17 protein-coding genes are annotated in these 18,572 nt (G+C 73.7%); 13 read left to right on the forward strand and 4 right to left on the reverse strand.

Annotation, left to right across the window (positions count from 1 at the left end):
* Positions 1 to 1,193: 1,193 nt before the first annotated feature.
* Genes QSK45_RS25070 through QSK45_RS25080 form a run of 3 tightly spaced genes read left to right on the forward strand, consistent with a single transcriptional unit; the run spans position 1,194 to position 3,927 of the window.
* Positions 1,194 to 1,979 (forward strand): hypothetical protein, encoded by a 786-nt coding sequence (locus QSK45_RS25070; protein ID WP_285560626.1) that lies wholly within the window; start codon positions 1,194 to 1,196, stop codon positions 1,977 to 1,979.
* On the forward strand, positions 1,976 to 3,178 hold the full coding sequence (mycP, locus tag QSK45_RS25075) for a type VII secretion-associated serine protease mycosin (protein WP_285560628.1): 1,203 nt from the start codon (positions 1,976 to 1,978) through the stop codon (positions 3,176 to 3,178). The genes QSK45_RS25070 and mycP overlap by 4 nt, the downstream gene beginning before the upstream one ends.
* Positions 3,179 to 3,189: 11 nt before the next feature.
* Complete coding sequence (locus QSK45_RS25080) at positions 3,190 to 3,927, forward strand: SseB family protein (RefSeq protein ID WP_285560630.1); 738 nt, start codon at positions 3,190 to 3,192, stop codon at positions 3,925 to 3,927.
* Position 3,928: 1 nt separating this feature from the next.
* On the opposite strand, the gene QSK45_RS25085 is transcribed toward QSK45_RS25080, so the two are convergent.
* Entirely contained in the window at positions 3,929 to 4,285 is a 357-nt protein-coding gene (locus QSK45_RS25085; protein ID WP_046423594.1) for a DUF1844 domain-containing protein, read from the reverse strand.
* A gap of 382 nt (positions 4,286 to 4,667) precedes the next feature.
* On the opposite strand from QSK45_RS25085, the gene infC reads away from it, so the two are divergent.
* From infC to QSK45_RS25125, 8 genes are all read left to right on the forward strand, one after another.
* The gene (gene infC / locus QSK45_RS25090; RefSeq protein ID WP_285561045.1) at positions 4,668 to 5,306 is read left to right on the forward strand and encodes a translation initiation factor IF-3; all 639 of its coding nucleotides are present in this window, start codon (positions 4,668 to 4,670) and stop codon (positions 5,304 to 5,306) included.
* A gap of 114 nt (positions 5,307 to 5,420) precedes the next feature.
* The gene (gene rpmI / locus QSK45_RS25095; RefSeq protein WP_004933563.1) at positions 5,421 to 5,615 is read left to right on the forward strand and encodes a 50S ribosomal protein L35; all 195 of its coding nucleotides are present in this window, start codon (positions 5,421 to 5,423) and stop codon (positions 5,613 to 5,615) included.
* A gap of 98 nt (positions 5,616 to 5,713) precedes the next feature.
* Entirely contained in the window at positions 5,714 to 6,097 is a 384-nt protein-coding gene (rplT, locus tag QSK45_RS25100) for a 50S ribosomal protein L20 (RefSeq protein ID WP_030381833.1), read from the forward strand.
* Between the two features lie 192 nt (positions 6,098 to 6,289).
* Complete coding sequence (locus QSK45_RS25105; RefSeq protein ID WP_285561047.1) at positions 6,290 to 7,150, forward strand: TrmH family RNA methyltransferase; 861 nt, start codon at positions 6,290 to 6,292, stop codon at positions 7,148 to 7,150.
* A 50-nt stretch (positions 7,151 to 7,200) separates the two neighbouring features.
* Positions 7,201 to 8,340: a sensor histidine kinase gene (locus tag QSK45_RS25110; protein ID WP_285560639.1), complete on the forward strand. Its 1,140-nt coding sequence runs from the start codon at positions 7,201 to 7,203 to the stop codon at positions 8,338 to 8,340.
* 128 nt (positions 8,341 to 8,468) lie between these two features.
* Positions 8,469 to 9,590, forward strand: a complete 1,122-nt coding sequence (pheS, locus tag QSK45_RS25115) for a phenylalanine--tRNA ligase subunit alpha (RefSeq protein WP_285560642.1) — start codon at positions 8,469 to 8,471, stop codon at positions 9,588 to 9,590.
* Positions 9,590 to 12,106, forward strand: a complete 2,517-nt coding sequence (pheT, locus tag QSK45_RS25120; RefSeq protein ID WP_285560644.1) for a phenylalanine--tRNA ligase subunit beta — start codon at positions 9,590 to 9,592, stop codon at positions 12,104 to 12,106. Before pheS ends, pheT begins: the two co-directional genes overlap by 1 nt.
* A 245-nt stretch (positions 12,107 to 12,351) precedes the next feature.
* Positions 12,352 to 13,401: a PP2C family protein-serine/threonine phosphatase gene (locus QSK45_RS25125; protein WP_285560646.1), complete on the forward strand. Its 1,050-nt coding sequence runs from the start codon at positions 12,352 to 12,354 to the stop codon at positions 13,399 to 13,401.
* A 263-nt stretch (positions 13,402 to 13,664) separates the two neighbouring features.
* Here the strand turns inward: QSK45_RS25125 and QSK45_RS25130 are convergent, their stop codons facing one another.
* Entirely contained in the window at positions 13,665 to 14,525 is an 861-nt protein-coding gene (locus tag QSK45_RS25130; protein WP_285560648.1) for a 3-hydroxybutyryl-CoA dehydrogenase, read from the reverse strand.
* Between the two features lie 172 nt (positions 14,526 to 14,697).
* Between QSK45_RS25130 and QSK45_RS25135 the strand changes: the two genes are divergently transcribed.
* The gene (locus QSK45_RS25135; protein ID WP_490993617.1) at positions 14,698 to 15,993 is read left to right on the forward strand and encodes a glycoside hydrolase family 10-like protein; all 1,296 of its coding nucleotides are present in this window, start codon (positions 14,698 to 14,700) and stop codon (positions 15,991 to 15,993) included.
* 9 nt (positions 15,994 to 16,002) lie between these two features.
* On the opposite strand, the gene QSK45_RS25140 is transcribed toward QSK45_RS25135, so the two are convergent.
* Positions 16,003 to 16,200, reverse strand: a complete 198-nt coding sequence (locus QSK45_RS25140) for a DUF1918 domain-containing protein (protein ID WP_285560653.1) — start codon at positions 16,198 to 16,200, stop codon at positions 16,003 to 16,005.
* 19 nt (positions 16,201 to 16,219) lie between these two features.
* Positions 16,220 to 17,134, reverse strand: coding sequence for a DMT family transporter (locus tag QSK45_RS25145; protein ID WP_285560655.1), 915 nt, complete (start codon positions 17,132 to 17,134; stop codon positions 16,220 to 16,222).
* Between QSK45_RS25145 and QSK45_RS25150 the strand changes: the two genes are divergently transcribed.
* Positions 17,133 to 18,566 (forward strand): aminotransferase-like domain-containing protein, encoded by a 1,434-nt coding sequence (locus tag QSK45_RS25150; protein WP_285560657.1) that lies wholly within the window; start codon positions 17,133 to 17,135, stop codon positions 18,564 to 18,566. The two genes, QSK45_RS25145 and QSK45_RS25150, sit on opposite strands and share 2 nt — an antisense overlap.
* Positions 18,567 to 18,572 lie beyond the last annotated feature (6 nt).

Below are 18,572 nucleotides of genomic sequence, written 5' to 3' on the forward strand. Positions count from 1 at the left end.
ACCCGCCCGGGATGCCGGTCCGGCCGTACGGGTACGAGGAGAGACGGCCCGGGTCGCGAGGAAACGGGGAACGCATGACCGCGGAAGCACGCCACGCCTCCGTACCACCGGTTCCCTCGTCCTCGTCCGCCCCTGCCGCGGGCGCGAGTCGGGGCGCGGGCAAGGGCGTCCCGGGTACGGCCGGGCCGACCGGTGCGGGGAGCGTGGACGACGCGCGGGCCGCCGGCGCCGGCCGCCTCACCGCGCGGAGCGCCGACGTGCCGCCGGGGGAGGACCCCGACGAGGAGCCGTCCGTCTTCACCCCGCGCCCCTCGGCCGACGGCGACGGCCCCTGCGGCGCGCCCCAGGACCGTACTTCCCGCCGCCTGCCCGTCCCCGAAGCGACCGACCCCGTCAGCCCGCCGCCGCCCCCGGCCTCGGCGCGCTTCCCGGACGCGCCCCCGCGCGGTGCCGGTGCGCGCGGGCGGCGCCCCGGCCGTACGGGAGGGGCGGGTGCGGGCGTTCCCGCGCGCGCCGGGGACGCTGGGGCGGCGGCTCCCGCGCGCGCCGGCGGCAGCGGTGTGACCGGTTCGGGACGACCCGAGCGTGGCGGCTCGGCCGCTCCGACCCCGCCGACTCGGAACCCGGGTCGGCGGTCGGGGCGGCCGGAGGCACCTGCGGAGATCGCTGCCGAGACGACGACCCCTCTGCGCCCGGTTCCGGTGACCGTGGACGTGCGGGGCGTGGGTGGCGGTTCGGGTTCCGGTGGGGCTGGTTCGGTCGGTCTGGGTCGGCGGTCGGGGCGGCCGGAGGTACCCGCGGAGATCGCTGCCGAGACGACGACCCCTCTGCGCCCGGTTCCGGTGACCGTGGACGTGCGGGGCGTGGGTGGCGGTTCGGGTTCCGGTGGGGCTGGTTCGGTCGGTCCGGGTCGGCGGTCGGGGCGGCCGGAGGTACCCGCGGAGATCGCCGCCGAGACCACGACCCGGCTCCGCCCCGCGCCTCCGGCCGCGGACGCGCGGGGTGCCGGTGGCGCGCGCGGGCCGGTGCCCGGTCGCCCCGGGGCCGGTCCCGACCGGCCGGCCGCACCGTCCCGCGGCCCGCATGACCTGACCCCGTCCGTCCCCGGGCCCGCCCACCCCCCGCGCCCCGGCCGGCCCGCCACCCTGTGGAACACCCCCGCGCCCCTCGGGCAGAGCGCGGCGCGGCCCTTCGTGACGTTCGGGGAGCCCGATCTGTTCCGGGAGCGCGGGCGGGGGCGGGCCGTGGCCGCCGGGGTCTGCCTGGTGCTCGGACTCGGGCTCATCGGCGGCGCCGCGGCCGGGAGTTGGATCGCCGGGGGGCACGGGGGCGGCGGCCCGCAGGGGTTCGCCGCGGCCGCGCCGGCATGGCACAGCGTGCCCGTCGACCAGCTGTTCCCGCCCGTCGTGCGGGGCGCCGGGGACGGGCCCGGCGGGGCGGACCGGACGTGGACGCGGGTGGCCGTCGCCCCGGACAGCGGGTGCGCCGACGCGTTCGACCCGTTGCTGGAGAAGGTGCTCGCCGACGTCGGCTGCCGACGGCTCCTGCGCGCGACCTACACGGACGCCACCCAGAGCTATGTGACCACCGTCGGGCTGCTGTTCACCAAGGCCGACCCCGCCGCCATGACCGCGCTCGCCACCCGCTTCCGCACCCAGCACCTCGCCGAACGCCCCGACCTGATGCCGCGCCCGTACGCCGCCGAGAACACCCTCGCGGCCGGGTTCGGGGACGACCAGCGCGCCACCTGGACCATCTCCGTGCGCTCCGACACCCCCGTCGTCGTGTACGCCGTCTCCGGCTGGGCCGACGGCCGCGGTGTCGACACCCCGCAGCCCGCCGCCGACGCCGTGCGTTCCGGCGCCACCACCCCGCAGGCCCAGTCCGGCCTCGGCAACGAGGCCCGCGGCCTGTCCGAACAGATCGAACGGCGGCTGCGTCGGACCGTCGGTGACCCCGCCACGAAGAGACCCTCATGAAGCGTGCCTCCGGGGCCGCGGTGAGCGCCCTGCTCGCCGGCGCCCTCGCCCTGCTGCCGTCCGCCGCCGCGCACGCCGACGGCATCCGCGCCCAGCAGTGGGGCCTGTCCGCCCTCCGCCTCGACCAGGCATGGCGCACCACCAGGGGCCAGGGCGTCACCGTCGCCGTCCTGGACACCGGCGTCCAGGAGGACCATCCCGACCTCGTCGGCAACGTGCTGCCCGCCAAGGACATGATCGGCTTCGGGGCCCGGCCCGGTGACCGCACCTGGGGACGGCACGGCACCGCGATGGCCGGCATCATCGCCGGACACGGCCACGGGCCCGGCGGCTCCGACGGCGTCATGGGCGTCGCCCCCGAGGCGAGGATCCTGCCCGTGCGGGTGATCCTTGAGGACAGCGACCCCGCCCGCGCCAAGGCCCGCACCACCCGCGGCACCGCTCTCGCCGACGGCATCCGCTGGGCCGCGGACCACGGCGCCGACGTCATCAACCTCTCCCTCGGCGACGACTCCGCCTCCGCCCACCCGGATGCCGGCGAGGACGAGGCCGTGCAGTACGCCCTGAAGAAGGGCGTGGTCGTCGTCGCCTCCGCGGGCAACGGCGGCGACAAGGGCGACCACGTCTCCTACCCGGCCGCCTACCCCGGCGTGCTCGTCGCCACCGCCGTGGACCGCTACGGCACCCGCGCCGCCTTCTCCACCCGCCGCTGGTACGCCGCGGTCAGCGCGCCCGGCGTCGACGTCGTCATCGCCGACCCCGACCACAAGTACTACGAGGGCTGGGGCACCTCGGCCGCCTCCGCGTTCGTCTCCGGTGTGGCCGCGCTGATCAAGTCCGCCCACCCCGGGCTCGGTCCGGCCCAGATCAAGAGGCTCCTGGAGGACACCGCCGACGACCCGCCGGCCGGCGGCCGCGACGACTCCCGCGGCTTCGGGACGATCGACCCGGTGGCGGCCCTGAAGGCGGCCGACCGCCTCGAACCGGGGAAGCCGGCCCCGGTGTCGTACCCCCGGAAGTACTTCGGCCCCGGCCCGGACGCCCCCAAGGCCACCGGCTCCGCCTCCGACTGGGCGGCCCCCCTCGCGGGCGGCGCCGGCGGGGTGCTGCTGGTCGCGGGCGTGATCCTGTGGCGCGGGCGCAGGCAGCCGCTCCAGGAGCACCGGGCCGCCGCTCCACCCGGCCGTACCCCCCGATAGGGTCGGTGACCGTGGCGAACAAGAACATCCCCGACCCCGGCTACTCCGACGACGACGGTTCCGCCGACCCCCGGCTCGGCGCCGCGCTCGCCGCGTGGGCCGAGGACCGCACCGCCGTGGGCCCGGTCCTGGCGGCGCTGAAGGGCGCCCGACTGCTGGTGCCGGTGGTCGCCGTCCTGGGCGAGGTGGAGGAGGACGAGAACGGACTGCGCCGCGAGAAGACCAGCGACATGGCGGTACCGACCCTGAAGGCCGGGAACCGCACCGCGCTGCCCGCCTTCACCTCCACCGACTCCCTCGCCCGCTGGGACCCCGCGGCCCGCCCGGTCGCCGTACCCCTGCACCAGGCGCTCCAGGCCGCGGCGCACGAGAAGGCCGACACGGTCGTGCTGGACCTCGCGGGACCGGTTCCGTTCGAGCTGACGGGGCCCGCGCTGCTCGCCCTCGCCGAGGGCCGCACCAGCACCGACCCGCTCGCCGACCCGGCCGTGACCGAGGCCGTGCGCGCGGCGGTGGCGGCCGAGCCCGCCGTGCGCCGCGCCCATCTCGTCCCCGGTCAGGCCGACGGCACCCTCGCCCTCGTCCTCGACCCGTCCGCCGCGCCCGCCGAGACCGCCCGCGCGATCGCCGGCCGGCTCGCCGCCGACGAGACGCTGAGGGCCCGCCTGGTGCGCGGCCTCGACCTGGCACTGCTGCCGGCCGGGACGACGCCTCCGGGCGAGCCCCTGTACGTGAAGGAGAAGGATTAGGTCAGCCGTAGACCGGGCCGGTGTACTTCTCGCCCGGACCCTGGCCCGGCTCGTCCGGGACGATCGAGGCCTCGCGGAAGGCCAGCTGGAGCGACTTCAGGCCGTCGCGCAGCGGGGCCGCGTGGAAGGAGCTGATCTCGGTCGCGCCGCCGTCCAGCAGGCCGGCGAGGGCGGTGATCAGCTTGCGGGCCTCGTCCAGGTCCTTGAACTTGTCGCCCTCCTCGCTGAGCCCGAGCTTCACGGCCGCGGCGCTCATCAGATTGACGGCGACCGTCACGATCACCTCGACGGCGGGGACCTCGGCGATATCGCGGGTCATCGCGTCGAAGTCGGGGTTCTCGGCAGGGGTCTCACTCATGCCCCACACCCTAAGCGGCCCGTCGCCCTCCCCGTGACGCCCGTCCGATTAGCCCTTGTCAAGCCGTCCTGCTAATCTGGTGGGCGACCGGCCGGACGTAGGTATGCACCTTTCGCTCGGCCCACAAGTGGAGGCTCCGATCTCCCACCCGATCCGTCCCCCGGGACGGCGGGTCTCCGGTCAGGCGGCCGCCATCGTTCCGTACGGACGATGGAGCCGCCCGATTCGCGCCCCGCGTTCACCGCGGCGGTGTTCCGGTAGTCAGGAGCCCCGCCTGTGATCGTCCGGGGCATTTTTTCTGCTTCGGCGCGGTTGGTCTGACGAAAACAGACGTTACGCGGCAGTCCGCCAGGCCGTCGCGTGGTGCTACCGAGGAGGATCCATCAGCGCCGAGCCCCGCATCAACGACCGGATTCGCGTTCCCGAGGTGCGACTTGTCGGTCCCAGTGGCGAGCAGGTCGGCATCGTGCCGCTTGCGAAGGCACTGGAGCTTGCGCAGGAGTACGACCTGGACCTGGTCGAGGTCGCGGCGAACGCCCGTCCGCCCGTGTGCAAGCTCATGGACTACGGGAAGTTCAAGTACGAGTCGGCCATGAAGGCCCGTGAGGCGCGCAAGAACCAGGCGCACACGGTCATCAAGGAGATGAAGCTCCGGCCGAAGATCGACCCGCACGACTATGACACCAAGAAGGGTCACGTCGTCCGGTTCCTCAAGCAGGGCGACAAGGTCAAGATCACGATCATGTTCCGTGGTCGCGAGCAGTCCCGGCCCGAGCTGGGCTACCGACTGCTGCAGCGCCTCGCGGAGGACGTCCAGGACCTCGGCTTCGTGGAGTCGAACCCGAAGCAGGACGGCCGCAACATGATCATGGTCCTCGGTCCGCACAAGAAGAAGACCGAGGCGATGGCCGAGGCCCGTCAGGCGCAGGAGGCCCGCAAGGCCGACGCGAAGGCGAACCCCGGCAAGTCGCAGAACCCCGCTGAGGCCCAGGCGCCGTCCGAGGAGCCTGCCGAGGCGTGATCCCGGGGAGCCCCAGGGCTCCCGAGGATGTAACCGAAACAAGAGCGACGCTCCACCGTGCCCGGTTTTCGTGACCGGGCACCGGAGCGCCACCGACGAGGAGAGAACGGCGCTATGCCGAAGAACAAGTCGCACAGCGGTGCCAGCAAGCGCTTCAAGGTCACCGGCTCCGGCAAGGTGCTCCGCGAGCGCGCCGGCAAGCGCCACCTGCTTGAGCACAAGTCGTCCCGTGTGACGCGTCGCCTCACCGGCAACGCCGAGATGGCCCCGGGCGACGCCGCGAAGATCAAGAAGCTTCTCGGCAAGTGACGCCGCGGCGCCCTGTGAGCGCCGTGCGTCTGGACCGGGACCCAATCGTTTCCGGGTCGTGTGAGGACCCCCACGACCCCGCTACAAGGAGTTAACAAGTGGCACGCGTCAAGCGGGCAGTCAACGCCCACAAGAAGCGCCGGGCGATCCTGGAGCAGGCCTCCGGCTACCGCGGTCAGCGTTCGCGCCTGTACCGCAAGGCCAAGGAGCAGGTCACCCACTCGCTGGTCTACAACTACAACGACCGCAAGAAGCGCAAGGGCGACTTCCGTCAGCTGTGGATCCAGCGCATCAACGCCGCTGCCCGCGCCAACGGCATGACCTACAACCGCTTCATCCAGGGTCTGAAGGCCGCGAACGTCGAGGTCGACCGCAAGATCCTGGCCGAGCTGGCCGTCAACGACGCGAACGCGTTCGCCGCGCTCGTCGAGGTCGCGCAGAAGGCGCTGCCGTCGGACGTCAACGCGCCGAAGGCCGCGTGACGCCGCGCCGGCCTCAGCCGAAGTAGTACCGGGACCCGCAGGCTGTACGGCTTGCGGGTCCTGTCGTTGAGCCGCCGGCCGGTGTCCGGCCGCGGTTCCGTCGTGGTTGCTCGCGCAGTTCCCCGCGCCCCCGACCGGGCACGACACCGCGTCGGCGTCGTCAAGAGGACTCTCCGGAAAGTGAAGAAGAGCATGGCCCCCGTCAGCCCCGAGCTGATCTCCCCCCGCTCCGCCCGTGTCGCCGCCGCGCGGCGGCTCGCCAAGCGGAATTTCCGGGGGAAGGACCGGCTGTTTCTCGCGGAGGGGCCGCAGGCCGTGCGGGAGGCGGCGGCGCACGAGGACGACGGGCGGGCGACGCTCGTCGAGCTGTTCGCCACGGTCGAGGCCGCGGAGCGGTACGCCGACATCGTCGGCGAGGCCCGTGCCGTCGGCGCCCGGGTGCACCTCGCCTCCGAGGAGGTCATCGCCGACATCTCGACCACCGTCACCCCGCAGGGCCTCGTCGGCGTCTGCCGCTTCGTGGACACCCCGTTCGAGGACATCCTCGCCGCCCGCCCCCGGCTGGTCGCCGTGCTCGCGCACGTGCGCGACCCCGGCAACGCGGGCACCGTGCTGCGCTGCGCCGACGCCGCGGGCGCCGAGGCCGTCGTCCTCACCGACGCCTCCGTGGACCTGTACAACCCCAAGGCCGTACGCGCCTCCGTCGGCTCCCTGTTCCACCTCCCGGTCGCCGTCGGCGTCCCCGTGGAGCAGGCCGTCGAGCGGCTCAAGGCCGCCGGCGTGCGCATCCTCGCCGCCGACGGCGCGGGCGACCGCGACCTGGACGAGGAACTGGACAAGGGCACCATGGGCGGCCCCACCGCCTGGGTGTTCGGCAACGAGGCGTGGGGGCTGCCCGAGGAGACCCGCGCCCTCGCCGACGCCGTGGTGCGTGTGCCCATCCACGGCAAGGCCGAGAGCCTGAACCTCGCCACGGCCGCCGCCGTGTGCCTGTACGCCTCCGCCCGTGCGCAGCGCGCCCGCGGAGGGTGCCGTTCCGTCACCCAGAGCTAGTAGGGTGACCAGTTCGGGGCCCTGCGCCGTATGAGAGGTGGGGTACGGGGATGAGTGTGGCCGGCACGAGCACCGGGCCGGAGGGACGGGACGCGCGCGGCGCCGCCACGTCCGGGTGCGCCGCGGACGACGGCCGCGGACTCCCTCCCGACCAGCTCCCCGACGGGCTGGTGGTCGCCGACGAGCGGGGGCGTGTCGTCGGGTTCAACGCGGCGGCGGAGCGCATCACCGCCGTACCCGCCGCCGAGGCCCTCGGGCAGCCGCTGGAGAAGGCGCTGCCGTTAGAGGACCTGGAGGGGCGCCGCTGGTGGCAGCTCACCGACCCCTACGGGGGCCTCTCCACAAGGACCCGGCAGCCGGAGCGCAATCTGCTGCTGCCCGGCGGCCGCGAGGTGCTCGTCACCGCCCGGTACGTCCGCGCCGAGCCCCTCGGCCCCGTGCGGCGCCTGATCGTCTGCCTGCGGGACACCGAGGCCCGCCGCCGCACCGAGCGCAGCCACGCAGAGCTGATCGCCACCGTCGCCCATGAACTGCGCTCCCCGCTGACCTCCGTCAAAGGGTTCACGGCCACCCTGCTGGCCAAGTGGGAGCGCTTCACCGACGACCAGAAGCGGCTGATGCTGGAGACCGTCGACGCCGACGCCGACCGGGTCACCCGGCTCATCGCCGAACTGCTGGACATCTCCAGGATCGACTCGGGGCGCCTGGAGGTGCGCAGGCAGCCCGTCGACATAGGGGCCGCCGTCTCCCGCCACATCCAGGCGTACGTCGCCGCGGGGCAGAGCGCCGGACGCTTCCTGCTGCGCATCGAGCAGCCGCTGCCCGACCTGTGGGCAGACCCCGACAAGATCGACCAGGTGCTCAGCAACCTGCTGGAAAATGCCGTGCGGCACGGCGAGGGAACCGTCACCATCGACATCACGCCCACGGCGTCCCCCCGCGAGGGCGAGGAGGCCGGCACGTCGGTCACGGTGAGCGACGAGGGGTCCGGCATCCCGGAGGAATCCATGAACCGCGTCTTCACCCGCTTCTGGCGGGGCAGCAAGCGCGGTGGCACCGGACTCGGGCTGTACATCGTCAAGGGCATCGTCGAGGCCCACGGCGGCACCATCACGGTCGGCCGCGCGCGCGGCGGCGGCGCCGAGTTCCGATTTACGTTGCCCGTGAGCGCCCCGGCGTATCTCGCCTAGCGGCCCACGGGCTCTTCGTCACCCTCCACCCCGTTAGACTCGGCCTTTGGCACCTTTGTGTCCTTCACGCGGCCCTCGCGAGTCGGTGACGGGGACCATCCGCCAGCCAATCGGAAGCACGGGAAGAGATGTCGGCACCCAATAAGTCGTACGACCCTGTCGAGGTCGAGGCGTTGAAACCGGAAGAGATCGAGCGCATGCGGGACGAGGCGCTCGCCGCCTTCGCCGCCGCGGACTCCCTCGACGCGCTCCACGAGGCCAAGGTCGCCCACACCGGCCCTGCGTCCCCGCTGGCCCTCGCCAACCGCGAGATCGGCGCCCTGCCCCCGCACGCCAAGGCCGACGCGGGCAAGCGCGTCGGCATGGCCCGCGGCGCCGTCAACAAGGGGCTCGCCGCCCGCCAGACCGAGCTGGAGGCCGAGCGCGACGCCCGGGTGCTGGTCGAGGAGGACGTCGACGTCTCCCTGCCGTACGACCGCGTCCCCGCCGGTGCCCGCCACCCGCTGACCACGCTGTCGGAGCGCATCGAGGACATCTTCGTGGCCATGGGCTACGAGGTCGCCGAGGGCCCCCAGGCCGAGGCCGAGTGGTTCAACTTCGACGCCCTGAACATCGGCCCGGACCACCCGGCCCGCGGCGAGGCCGACACCTTCTTCGTGCAGGGCCCGGACGGCGGCGCCGAGTCGGGTGTGGTCATGCGCACCCACACCTCGCCCGTGCAGATCCGCTCGCTGCTCGGCCGTGAGCTGCCGGTCTACGTGATCTGTCCCGGCCGCGTCTACCGCACCGACGAGCTGGACGCCACGCACACGCCCGTCTTCCACCAGGTCGAACTGCTCGCCGTGGACGAGGGCCTGACCATGGCCGACCTCAAGGGCACCCTGGACCACATGGTCCAGTCGCTGTTCGGCGAGGGCATGAAGACCCGGCTGCGGCCCAACTTCTTCCCCTTCACCGAGCCGAGCGCCGAGATGGACATGCTCTGCTACGTGTGCAAGGGCGAGTCCGTCGGCAACCCCGACCGCCCGTGCCGCACCTGCTCCAGCGAGGGCTGGATCGAGCTGGGCGGCTGCGGCATGGTCAATCCGCGGGTGCTCACCGCCTGCGGTGTCGACCCGGAGAAGTACAGCGGCTTCGCCTTCGGGTTCGGCATCGAGCGGATGCTGATGTTCCGCCACAACGTCGAAGACATGCGAGACATGGTCGAGGGTGACGTCCGGTTCACCCGGCCCTTCGGGATGGAGATCTGATGCGGGTCCCGCTTTCTTGGCTGCGGGAGTACGTCGACCTGCCGGCCACCGAGACCGGCCGTGACGTCCAGGCCAAGCTCATTTCGGCCGGTCTGGAGGTCGAGACCGTCGAACAGCTCGGCGCCGACCTCAAGGGCCCCCTGGTCGTCGGCCAGGTGCTCACCATCGAGGAGCTGGAGGGCTTCAAGAAGCCGATCCGCTTCTGCACGGTCGACGTCGGCCAGGCCAACGGCACCGGCGAGCCCCAGGAGATCGTCTGCGGCGCCCGCAACTTCGCGGTCGGCGACAAGGTCGTCGTGGTGCTCCCCGGCGCCACCCTGCCCGGCGGGTTCTCCATCGCCGCCCGCAAGACCTACGGCAAGGTCTCGCACGGCATGATCTGCTCCAGCGACGAGCTGGGCATGGGCGACGACAACACCCACGGCATCATCGTGCTGCCGCCGGAGACCGAGGTCGGCAAGGACGCCATCGAGCTCCTGGAGCTGGTGGACGAGGTCCTGGACATCGCCGTCACCGCCAACCGCGGCGACTGCCTGTCCATCCGCGGCGTCGCCCGCGAGACCGCCATCGCCTACGGCCTGCCGCTGCGCGACCCCGCCCTGATCGACGTGCCGGCGCCGAACGCCTACGGCTACCCGGTCCGGGTCTCCGACCCGTTCGGCTGCGACCGCTTCACCGCGCGCACCGTCACCGGTCTGCGCCCCGAGGCCCGCTCCCCGCTCTGGCTCCAGCGCCGGATCCAGAAGGTCGGCATGCGCCCGATCTCGCTCGCCGTCGACGTCACGAACTACGTGATGATGGAGCTGGGCCAGCCGCTGCACGCCTACGACCGGAGGCTGGTCCAGGGCACGATCGGGGTGCGCCGCGCCGAGGAGGGCGAGAAGCTCGTCACCCTCGACGGCGTCGAGCGCAAGCTGCACGCCGAGGACCTGGTCATCACGGACGACCGAGGCCCCATCGGCCTGGCCGGCGTGATGGGCGGTGCCAACACGGAGATCGCCGACCACGGCGAGGACGCGGAGAACGCGACCACCGACGTGGTGATCGAGGCGGCCCACTTCGACGCGGTCTCCATCGCGCGCACGGCCCGCCGCCACAAGCTGCTGTCCGAGGCATCCCGCCGCTTCGAGCGCGGGGTGGACCCGGCGGCCGCGGCCGCCGCCGCGCAGCGCACCGTGGACCTGCTGGTGCTCCTCGCGGGCGGCACCGCCGAGGCGGGCGTCACCGAGGTCGTCGCGCCCTCCGCGCCGCGCACCATCACCGTCCCGGCGAACCACCCGGACAAGGTCGCGGGCGTCGGCTACGGCCGCGAGACCGTCGTGCGCCGCCTCCAGGAGGTCGGCTGCGACGTCTACGGGCAGGACGAGCTGATCGTCACCGTGCCGTCCTGGCGGCCCGACCTCACCGACCCGAACGACCTGGCCGAAGAGGTCATCCGCCTGGAGGGCTACGAGAACCTGCCCTCCACGCTGCCCAAGCCCCCGGCGGGCCGCGGCCTGACCGCCCGCCAGCGGCTGCACCGCCGCATCGGCCGCGCGCTGGCCGGCGCCGGCTACGTCGAGGCGCTGAACTACCCGTTCGTCGGCGAGCAGGTCTTCGACCAGCTCGGCCTGGACGCGGGTGACCCGGCCCGCCGTGTGGTGAAGCTGGTCAACCCGCTCAGCGACGAGGAGCCCGCGCTCCGCACCACGCTGCTGCCGGGTCTGCTGGGCGCGCTGCGCCGCAACAACGGCCGTGGCGGGCACGACCTGGCCCTGTTCGAGACCGGGCTGGTCTTCCACCCGCGCGGGCAGCGGCGCGCCGCCACGCATCTGCCGGTCGACCGCCGGCCCACCGACGAGGAGATCGCGGAGCTGAACGCGGCGCTGCCCGAGCAGCCGCGGCACGCCGCCGTCGTCCTCGCGGGCGCCCGCGAGCAGGCCGGCTGGTGGGGCAAGGGCCGCCCGGCCGACTGGGCCGACGCGGTCGAGGCCGCGCGCACCGTGGCCCGCGAGGCCGGCGCCGAACTGGTCGTCCGCAAGGGCCAGTACGGCCCCTGGCACCCGGGCCGCTGCGCCGAGCTGGTCGTCGTGGCCGACGGCGACGAGCGGGTCGTGGGCCACGCGGGCGAGCTGCACCCGCGCGTCGTGAAGACGCTGGGCCTGCCGGAGCGCACCTGCGCGATGGAGCTGGACCTGGACGTCCTGGAGGAGGCCGGCGACGGCATCCCGATGGCGCCGAGCATCTCGTCCTTCCCGGTCGCCACGCAGGATGTCGCCCTCGTGGTCGACAAGCCGGTGCCGGCGGCCGAGGTCGAGGCCGCGCTGCGCGCCGGTGCCGGTGAACTCCTGGAGTCCATCCGGCTGTTCGACGTCTACGAGAACGCCGAGCAGCTGGGGGAGGGCCGCAAGTCGCTCGCCTACGCGCTGCGCTTCCGCGCCCCCGACCGGACGCTGACGGTGGACGAGGCGTCGGCGGCCCGGGACGCGGCCGTCGCCCTGGCGGGCGAGCGCACCGGAGCCGTACTGCGCGGCTGACCGCCGTATCACGAGGGCGCGCCCGGTCACGGATCTCCGTGGCCGGGCGCGCCCTCGTCCGGCACGCGGTGCGTCCGGCATCCCGTCGCCTGCCGCATAAATGCACTCCCACCTGCGCTTTCTCACTCGTTCGAGTGGTCATCGGAGGTGATCCAGTCCTCCCGGGCCATGCCGTCGACAGAATCGGACCGGCCTTTCGGGGTCGGTCCGTCTGCTCTGTCAGGGACTCCATGGGGGACAGAGGCATGATCCGTATCAAGGCACGGGCACCCACCGCGCGAGCAGCGGTGCTCCCCACGCTCTGGGGAGCCCTGGCGGTCGCCTACAAGTTCGGCTGTCCGCTCGCCGCACAGGAGGGGCTCGGCGCCCGCGTCGCCGGCAGTGTCGTGTTCTTCGCCGTGGGAACCGGCCTGATGGTCCATGTACGGCGCGCCCTGCTGCGGGAGCTGCGGCTCGCCCGGCGGGCGGCTCGGGCCGCGCAGAGCGTCGTCCTGCGCCCGCTGCCGCCGCGCCTCGACGGACTCGGCCTCGCCGCCGCCCAGTTGTCCGCCGACCGGGGCGCGAGCGTCGGCGGCGATCTGTACGAGGCCGTGGCCACCGAGCACGGGGTGCGGGTGGTGATGGGGGACGTACGGGGGCATGGGCTGGCCGCCCTCGGGACCGTCGCCGCCCTCCTCGGCGGCTTCCGCGAGGCCGCCCACGACGAGGCTCGACTGGACGACGTGCTGCGCAGACTGGAGCGGACGCTCGCCCGGCACCTGACGGAACGGGCCCGCGCGGAAGACCCCTCGACCGGCGGCACCGCGGACCTCGACAGCTCCCTCGCCGAGGAGTTCGTCACCGTGCTGCTCCTGGAGATCGGCGGGGACGGCGCGCTGAGCGCCCTGAACTGCGGCCATCCCTGGCCCTACCGGCTCACCGGCACCGTCGTCGAGCCCCTCGCCCGCGCCGAACCGCTGCCCCCGCTGGGCCCGTTCCCGCTCCCGGCGGATCTCACCCCGCTCCGCTGTGCGCCGTTGCGGCCCGCCGAGTCGCTGGTCCTGTTCACCGACGGCGCGCAGGACGCGCGGGACGCCCGGGGCCGGTTCTTCGCCCTGCCCGAGGCCCTGCGCGCCGTCGTACGCGACCAACCCGCCGCGCCGCAGCGGGTGCTGCGCACCCTCTTCGCCGCCCTGCTGCGGCACACCGGCGGCACTCCCGCCGACGACGTGGCCCTCCTGGTGCTGCGCAACGAGCGGGAGCCCACGCCGCCGGCGCGGGAGGCCGCCGCCCGGCCGGCCACCACGCACGGCTGATGGTTCCCGCCGCACCACCGCCGGCAGCCCGGCGCTCGGCGGTCCACCCCATGCGGCCCGGGTCACCACGAGCGCGCCGAGCGAGGGCAGCGGCCGGCGCGCGTGTTCCAGCGAGACCAGAGGGAACCCGCCGGTGATCGCGTGGGGGCCTGCGCGATGGCATACGCGGGCCCGGCGCGCGCAGGGTACGCGAAACGGACGTGCCCGGCGCCGGGCACGTCCGTTGGTGGCCGAGGGTGATCAGCCGTGGGCGAAGAAGAGGATCAGCCGTAGGTGTAGAAGCCCGAGCCGGTCTTGCGACCGAGCCGGCCCGCCTCGACCATGCGCTGGAGCAGCGGGGGAGCGGCGTACAGCGGCTCCTTGTACTCCGCGTACATCGAGTTGGCGATGGAGACGATGGTGTCCAGGCCGATCAGGTCGGACAGCTTCAGCGGGCCCATCGGGTGGGCGCAGCCCATCTCCATGCCGTTGTCGATGTCCTCGCGGCTCGCGATGCCCGACTCGAACATCCGGATCGCGGACAGCAGATAGGGCACGAGCAGCGCGTTCACCACGAAGCCGGAGCGGTCCTGGGCGCGGATGGCGTGCTTGCCGAGCACCTTCTCGGCGAAGACCTGGGCGCGGCTGAGGGTGCCCTCGGAGGTGGTGAGCGCGGGGATCAGCTCGACCAGCTTCTGCACCGGGGCCGGGTTGAAGAAGTGGATGCCGACGACGTGGTCCGGGCGCGAGGTGGCGACCGCGAGCTTCACCAGCGGGATGGAGGAGGTGTTGGAGGCCAGGATCGCGTCCGGCCGGGTCACCACCTGGTCGAGCACCTGGAAGATCTCCGTCTTCACCGGCTCGCTCTCCACGACGGCCTCGATCACCAGGTCACGGTCGGCGAACTCGCCGAGGTCCGTGGTGAAGCTGAGCCGCGCCCGGGTGGCGTCCCGCTCCTCGTCGCTGATCTTCCCGCGTTCGGCCGCCTTGGCCAGGGAGTTGTACAGCCGTGTACGGCCGATCTCCAGGGCCTCGCCGGTGGTCTCGGCGACCTTCACGTCCAGTCCCGCGCGGGCGCACACCTCGGCGATGCCCGCGCCCATCTGTCCGCAGCCCACGACTCCGACGCGCTCGATGTCGGTCACATCGTCCCCTTCGCTGTTCTCCGGCTTGGCTGGCAGACCTCCGGGTTTCGGCGGCTGCTCCGATCGTGCACGTTACCGCGAAGTATCGATGATCGATCGTCTGGGTGCGGGCATTCTTGGTCACGAAGACGATCCGTGACCGAGCGGATGCGGAACGTAAGGAAAAACGGCGATGGGACCCATGTCACGCCGGGCCTTCACCCTGGCGACGCTGTCGGCTCTGACCACGGCCGGGTGCGGTGCGGCGACGACCCGGACCGCGGAGACCGGGCGGGCCGGGGTCAGGGGCCCGGGTGTCGAGGGTGCCACCGGCGCGCCGGGCGCCCGCGCGCTCACCGAGATGCGCGGCGTGTGGATGGCCACCGTCGAGAACCGCGACTGGCCCTCGCGTCCCGGTCTGACCGCCGCCGCGCAGCACAAGGAGCTGACCGACCACCTCGACCGGGCGGTGCGCAGCCGGTTGAACACCGTGATCCTCCAGGTGCGGCCCACCGCCGACGCCCTGTGGCCCTCGCCGTACGAGCCCTGGTCCGGGTTCCTCACCGGCACCCAGGGCCGCGACCCCGGCTGGGACCCGCTGGGCACCGCCGTGCGCGAGGCCCACGCCCGTGGCCTTCGGCTGCACGCCTGGTTCAACCCGTACCGGATCGCCAACCACACCGACCCGAGCCGCCTCTCCGCCGGTCACCCGGCGCGCAGGCACCCCGACTGGGCGGTGCCGTACGGCGGCAAGCTCTACTACAACCCCGGCCTGCCCGCCGTCCGCGCCTTCGTGCAACGCGCGATGCTCGACGCGGTCGCCCGCTACCCCGTCGACGCGGTCCACTTCGACGACTACTTCTACCCCTACCCCGAGGACGGGGAGACCTTCGCGGACGACGAGGCGTACGAGCGCTACCGGGGTTCCTTCACCGATCGCGCCGACTGGCGGCGGGACAACATCGACCGGCTGGTCAGGGAGATGGCGGCCGGGATCGGACGGGTGCGGCCCGGCACCCGGTTCGGGATCAGCCCCTTCGGGGTGTGGCGCAACGCCACGACCGACCCGCTCGGCTCCGACACGGACGCGGGCGCCCAGACGTACGACGACCTGTACGCCGACACCCGCACATGGGTCCGCGAGCACTGGATCGACTACGTCGTGCCCCAGTTGTACTGGGAGATCGGTGCGAGCGGCGCGGACTACGCAACGCTGCTCGACTGGTGGGCGCGCGTCGCCGAGGGCACGGGGACGCGGCTGTACATCGGCGAGGCCCTGTACCGCGCGGGGGCCGCCGGGGCCGACGGCCGGCCCGCGGCCTGGCAGGACCCGGCGGAGCTGTCCCGGCACCTCACCCTCGCCGCCCGCCACCCGCAGGTCGGCGGGCATGTGTTCTTCGCCGCCCAGGAGGTGGCGGACGATCCGATCGGGGCGATGAAGCGCGTGATCGCGGACCACTACGCGCGACCGGCGAGCCCGCCCCGCTGAACCGGCGCACTACCGCTGCCGGTCTTCCTTGTGCTTGACCTGGCAGTCGGGGCCCGGGGACATGATGGCCTCGTGCCCGTCCGAGAAACGGACCCGGTAGGGCGGATTGCCCTCCTGCCCCATCACTTCGACGACTTCGGATTCCTGGTCGTGTTGGCCGACCACCCTGCCGTGCTGGACCAGGTGGTCGCCCTTGGATGCGCGCATCTGCAGGCCCTCCTCACGATCACGACCGCTGGGTGACGGCGATGCACACGAGCACGGCGACGGCGGTCAGGGGAGCGGCCGCCGTGAAGTGCTCGCCCAGCAGCAGCGCCGACCACACCAGTGTGAGCAGGGGCTGGGCCAACTGCAACTGGCTCGCCCGGGGCACCCCGATGGCCGCCATGCCCCGGTACCAGACGACCAGGCCGAGGAACTGCGAGCCCAGCGCCACCCAGAGCAGACCGGCCACACCGTGCGCGGTCACCCGGAACGGTTCGTACGACAGCGCCACCGCGGCGGCGGGCAGCGTGAGCGGCAGGCACAGCACCAGCGCCCAGCCGATGACCTGCCAGCCCGGCATCACCCGGGCGAGCAGCCCGCCCTCGGTGTACCCGGCGGCGCACACCAGCAGGGCCGCGAACAGATAGCCGTCGGCCGCGGTGAGCGCGCCCCCGCTCTGGACGATCGTGAACGCCAGCACCGCCGCGGCGCCCGCCACCGCCGCGACCCAGAACCGGCGCGAGGGGCGGTGCCCCGTGCGCAGGGCCGAGCAGACGGCCGTGGTCAGCGGCAGCAGGCCCACCACGACGGCCGCGTGCGCGGTGGTGGAGGTGCGCAGCGCGAGCGTGGTCAGCGTCGGGAAGCCGAGTACCACGCCGAGCGCGACGATCGCGAGAGCGCCCAGCTGACGCCGCTCGGGTGGTCGTACCCGCAGGGCCAGCAGGGCGCCGCCCGCGACCAGCGCGGCCAGGGCGCTGCGCACGGTCACCAGCGTCCAGGGGCCGAAGCCCTCCAGGCCCCAGGCGGTGGCCGGGAAGGTCAGGGAGAAGGAGGCGACGCCGAGGGCGGCGAGGGCGGTGCCGAGGACCCGCTGCTCCGCCCGGGGAGCGGTGACCGCTATCGGCCCGGCATCGGTAGCGCTACTCTGTGTCTTCATGCACGAGCGTAGCAGTGTGGGTGATTTGGCGGATCGGTTGCGGGGGGAGCTGGACCGCTACTCACCAGGCGGAAAGCTGCCATCGAGCCGGGCGCTGGTCGAGCGGTACCGGGTGAGCCCGGTGACCGTCTCGCGGGCGCTCGCCCGGCTGGCCGCCGAGGGGCTGGTCGTCACCCGGCCCGGCGCGGGTGCCTTCCGGGCCCGGCCGCGCACACCCGAGGCGCCGGCCGGGGACACCTCCTGGCAGGAGGTCGCGCTGAGTGCCGACGGGGCCGCCGACCTCGTACCGCGCACTGTGGACGCCACCGGGGTCACGGTCTCGCTGGCCGCCCCGCCGCCCGGGGTCCTCGAATTCAACGGCGGCTATCCGCATCCCTCGCTCCAGCCCGAGCGGGCCTTGGCGGCGGCGCTCGCCCGCGCCGGACGGCGGCCCGGCGCCTGGGGGCGGCCCCCGCTGGAAGGGCTGCCCGAACTGCGCGAGTGGTTCGCCCGCGAGATCGGTGGCGCGGTCACGGCGGCCGAGGTGCTGATCGCGGCGGGCGGCCAGTCCGCGCTGGCCACCGCCCTGCGCGCGCTCGCCCCGCCCGGGGCCCCCGTCCTGGTCGAGTCGCCCACCTACCCGGGCATGCTGGCCCTCGCCCGCGCGGGCGGCCTGCGCCCGGTCCCGGTGCCGGTGGACCCCGACGGCGTACGCCCCGACCTGCTCGCCGACGCGTTCCGGGCCACCGGCGCCCGGGTGTTCGTCTGCCAGCCCCTCTTCCAGAACCCGACCGGCGCGGTCCTCGCCGCCGACCGGCGCGCGGAGGTGCTGCGCATCGCCCGCGCGGCCGGCGCCTTCGTCGTCGAGGACGATTTCGTGCGACACCTCGTGCACGCCGACGCGGGCCCGCTGCCCCGCCCCCTGGCCGCCGACGACCCCGACGGCGTGGTGGTGCACGTCGGCTCGCTGACCAAGGCGACCTCGCCCAGCTTCCGGGTGAGCGCGCTGGCCGCCCACGGGCCGGTCCTCGAACGGTTGCGTGCCATCCAGGTGGTGGACTCCTTCTTCGTCCCCCGGCCGCTCCAGGAGGCCGCGCTGGAACTGGTCGGCTCCCCGGCCTGGCCCCGCCACCTCCGGTGCCTCTCCGGGGAGTTGAAAGAGCGCAGGGACGCCATGACGAGCGCGCTCGCCCTGCGCCTGCCCGAACTCGCCCTGCCGCACGTCCCGTCCGGCGGCTACCACCTCTGGGTACGCCTGCCCGACGGTACCGACGACGTCGCGTTCAGCGCCGCCGCCCTGCGCGCGGGCGTGGCCCTCACCCCCGGCCGCCCGTACTTCAGTGCCGAACCCCCCTCGCCCTACGTACGGTTGAGCTTCGCGGCGGTGGCGGGCCCCGGGGAGATCGCGGAGGGGGTACGGCGGCTGCGGGCGGCGTGCGACGAGGCGCTGTAGGGGCGT

Origin of the sequence: Streptomyces hygroscopicus subsp. hygroscopicus (genome assembly GCF_030269125.1) — a bacterium.
GTDB lineage: Bacteria > Actinomycetota > Actinomycetes > Streptomycetales > Streptomycetaceae > Streptomyces > Streptomyces hygroscopicus_C.

Bases quoted from the DNA above. Each gene is read 5' to 3' on its own strand.
- mycP (WP_285560628.1), top strand. From the start codon at position 1,976: ATGAAGCGTGCCTCCGGGGCCGCGGTGAGCGCCCTGCTCGCCGGCGCC.
- QSK45_RS25085 (WP_046423594.1), bottom strand. From the start codon at position 4,285: ATGAGTGAGACCCCTGCCGAGAACCCCGACTTCGACGCGATGACCCGC.
- rpmI (WP_004933563.1), top strand. From the start codon at position 5,421: ATGCCGAAGAACAAGTCGCACAGCGGTGCCAGCAAGCGCTTCAAGGTC.
- QSK45_RS25105 (WP_285561047.1), top strand. From the start codon at position 6,290: ATGGCCCCCGTCAGCCCCGAGCTGATCTCCCCCCGCTCCGCCCGTGTC.
- QSK45_RS25110 (WP_285560639.1), top strand. From the start codon at position 7,201: ATGAGTGTGGCCGGCACGAGCACCGGGCCGGAGGGACGGGACGCGCGC.
- pheS (WP_285560642.1), top strand. From the start codon at position 8,469: ATGTCGGCACCCAATAAGTCGTACGACCCTGTCGAGGTCGAGGCGTTG.
- pheT (WP_285560644.1), top strand. From the start codon at position 9,590: ATGCGGGTCCCGCTTTCTTGGCTGCGGGAGTACGTCGACCTGCCGGCC.
- QSK45_RS25125 (WP_285560646.1), top strand. From the start codon at position 12,352: ATGATCCGTATCAAGGCACGGGCACCCACCGCGCGAGCAGCGGTGCTC.
- QSK45_RS25135 (WP_490993617.1), top strand. From the start codon at position 14,698: ATGGGACCCATGTCACGCCGGGCCTTCACCCTGGCGACGCTGTCGGCT.
- QSK45_RS25140 (WP_285560653.1), bottom strand. From the start codon at position 16,200: ATGCGCGCATCCAAGGGCGACCACCTGGTCCAGCACGGCAGGGTGGTC.
- QSK45_RS25150 (WP_285560657.1), top strand. From the start codon at position 17,133: ATGCACGAGCGTAGCAGTGTGGGTGATTTGGCGGATCGGTTGCGGGGG.
- QSK45_RS25145 (WP_285560655.1), bottom strand. From the start codon at position 17,134: ATGAAGACACAGAGTAGCGCTACCGATGCCGGGCCGATAGCGGTCACC.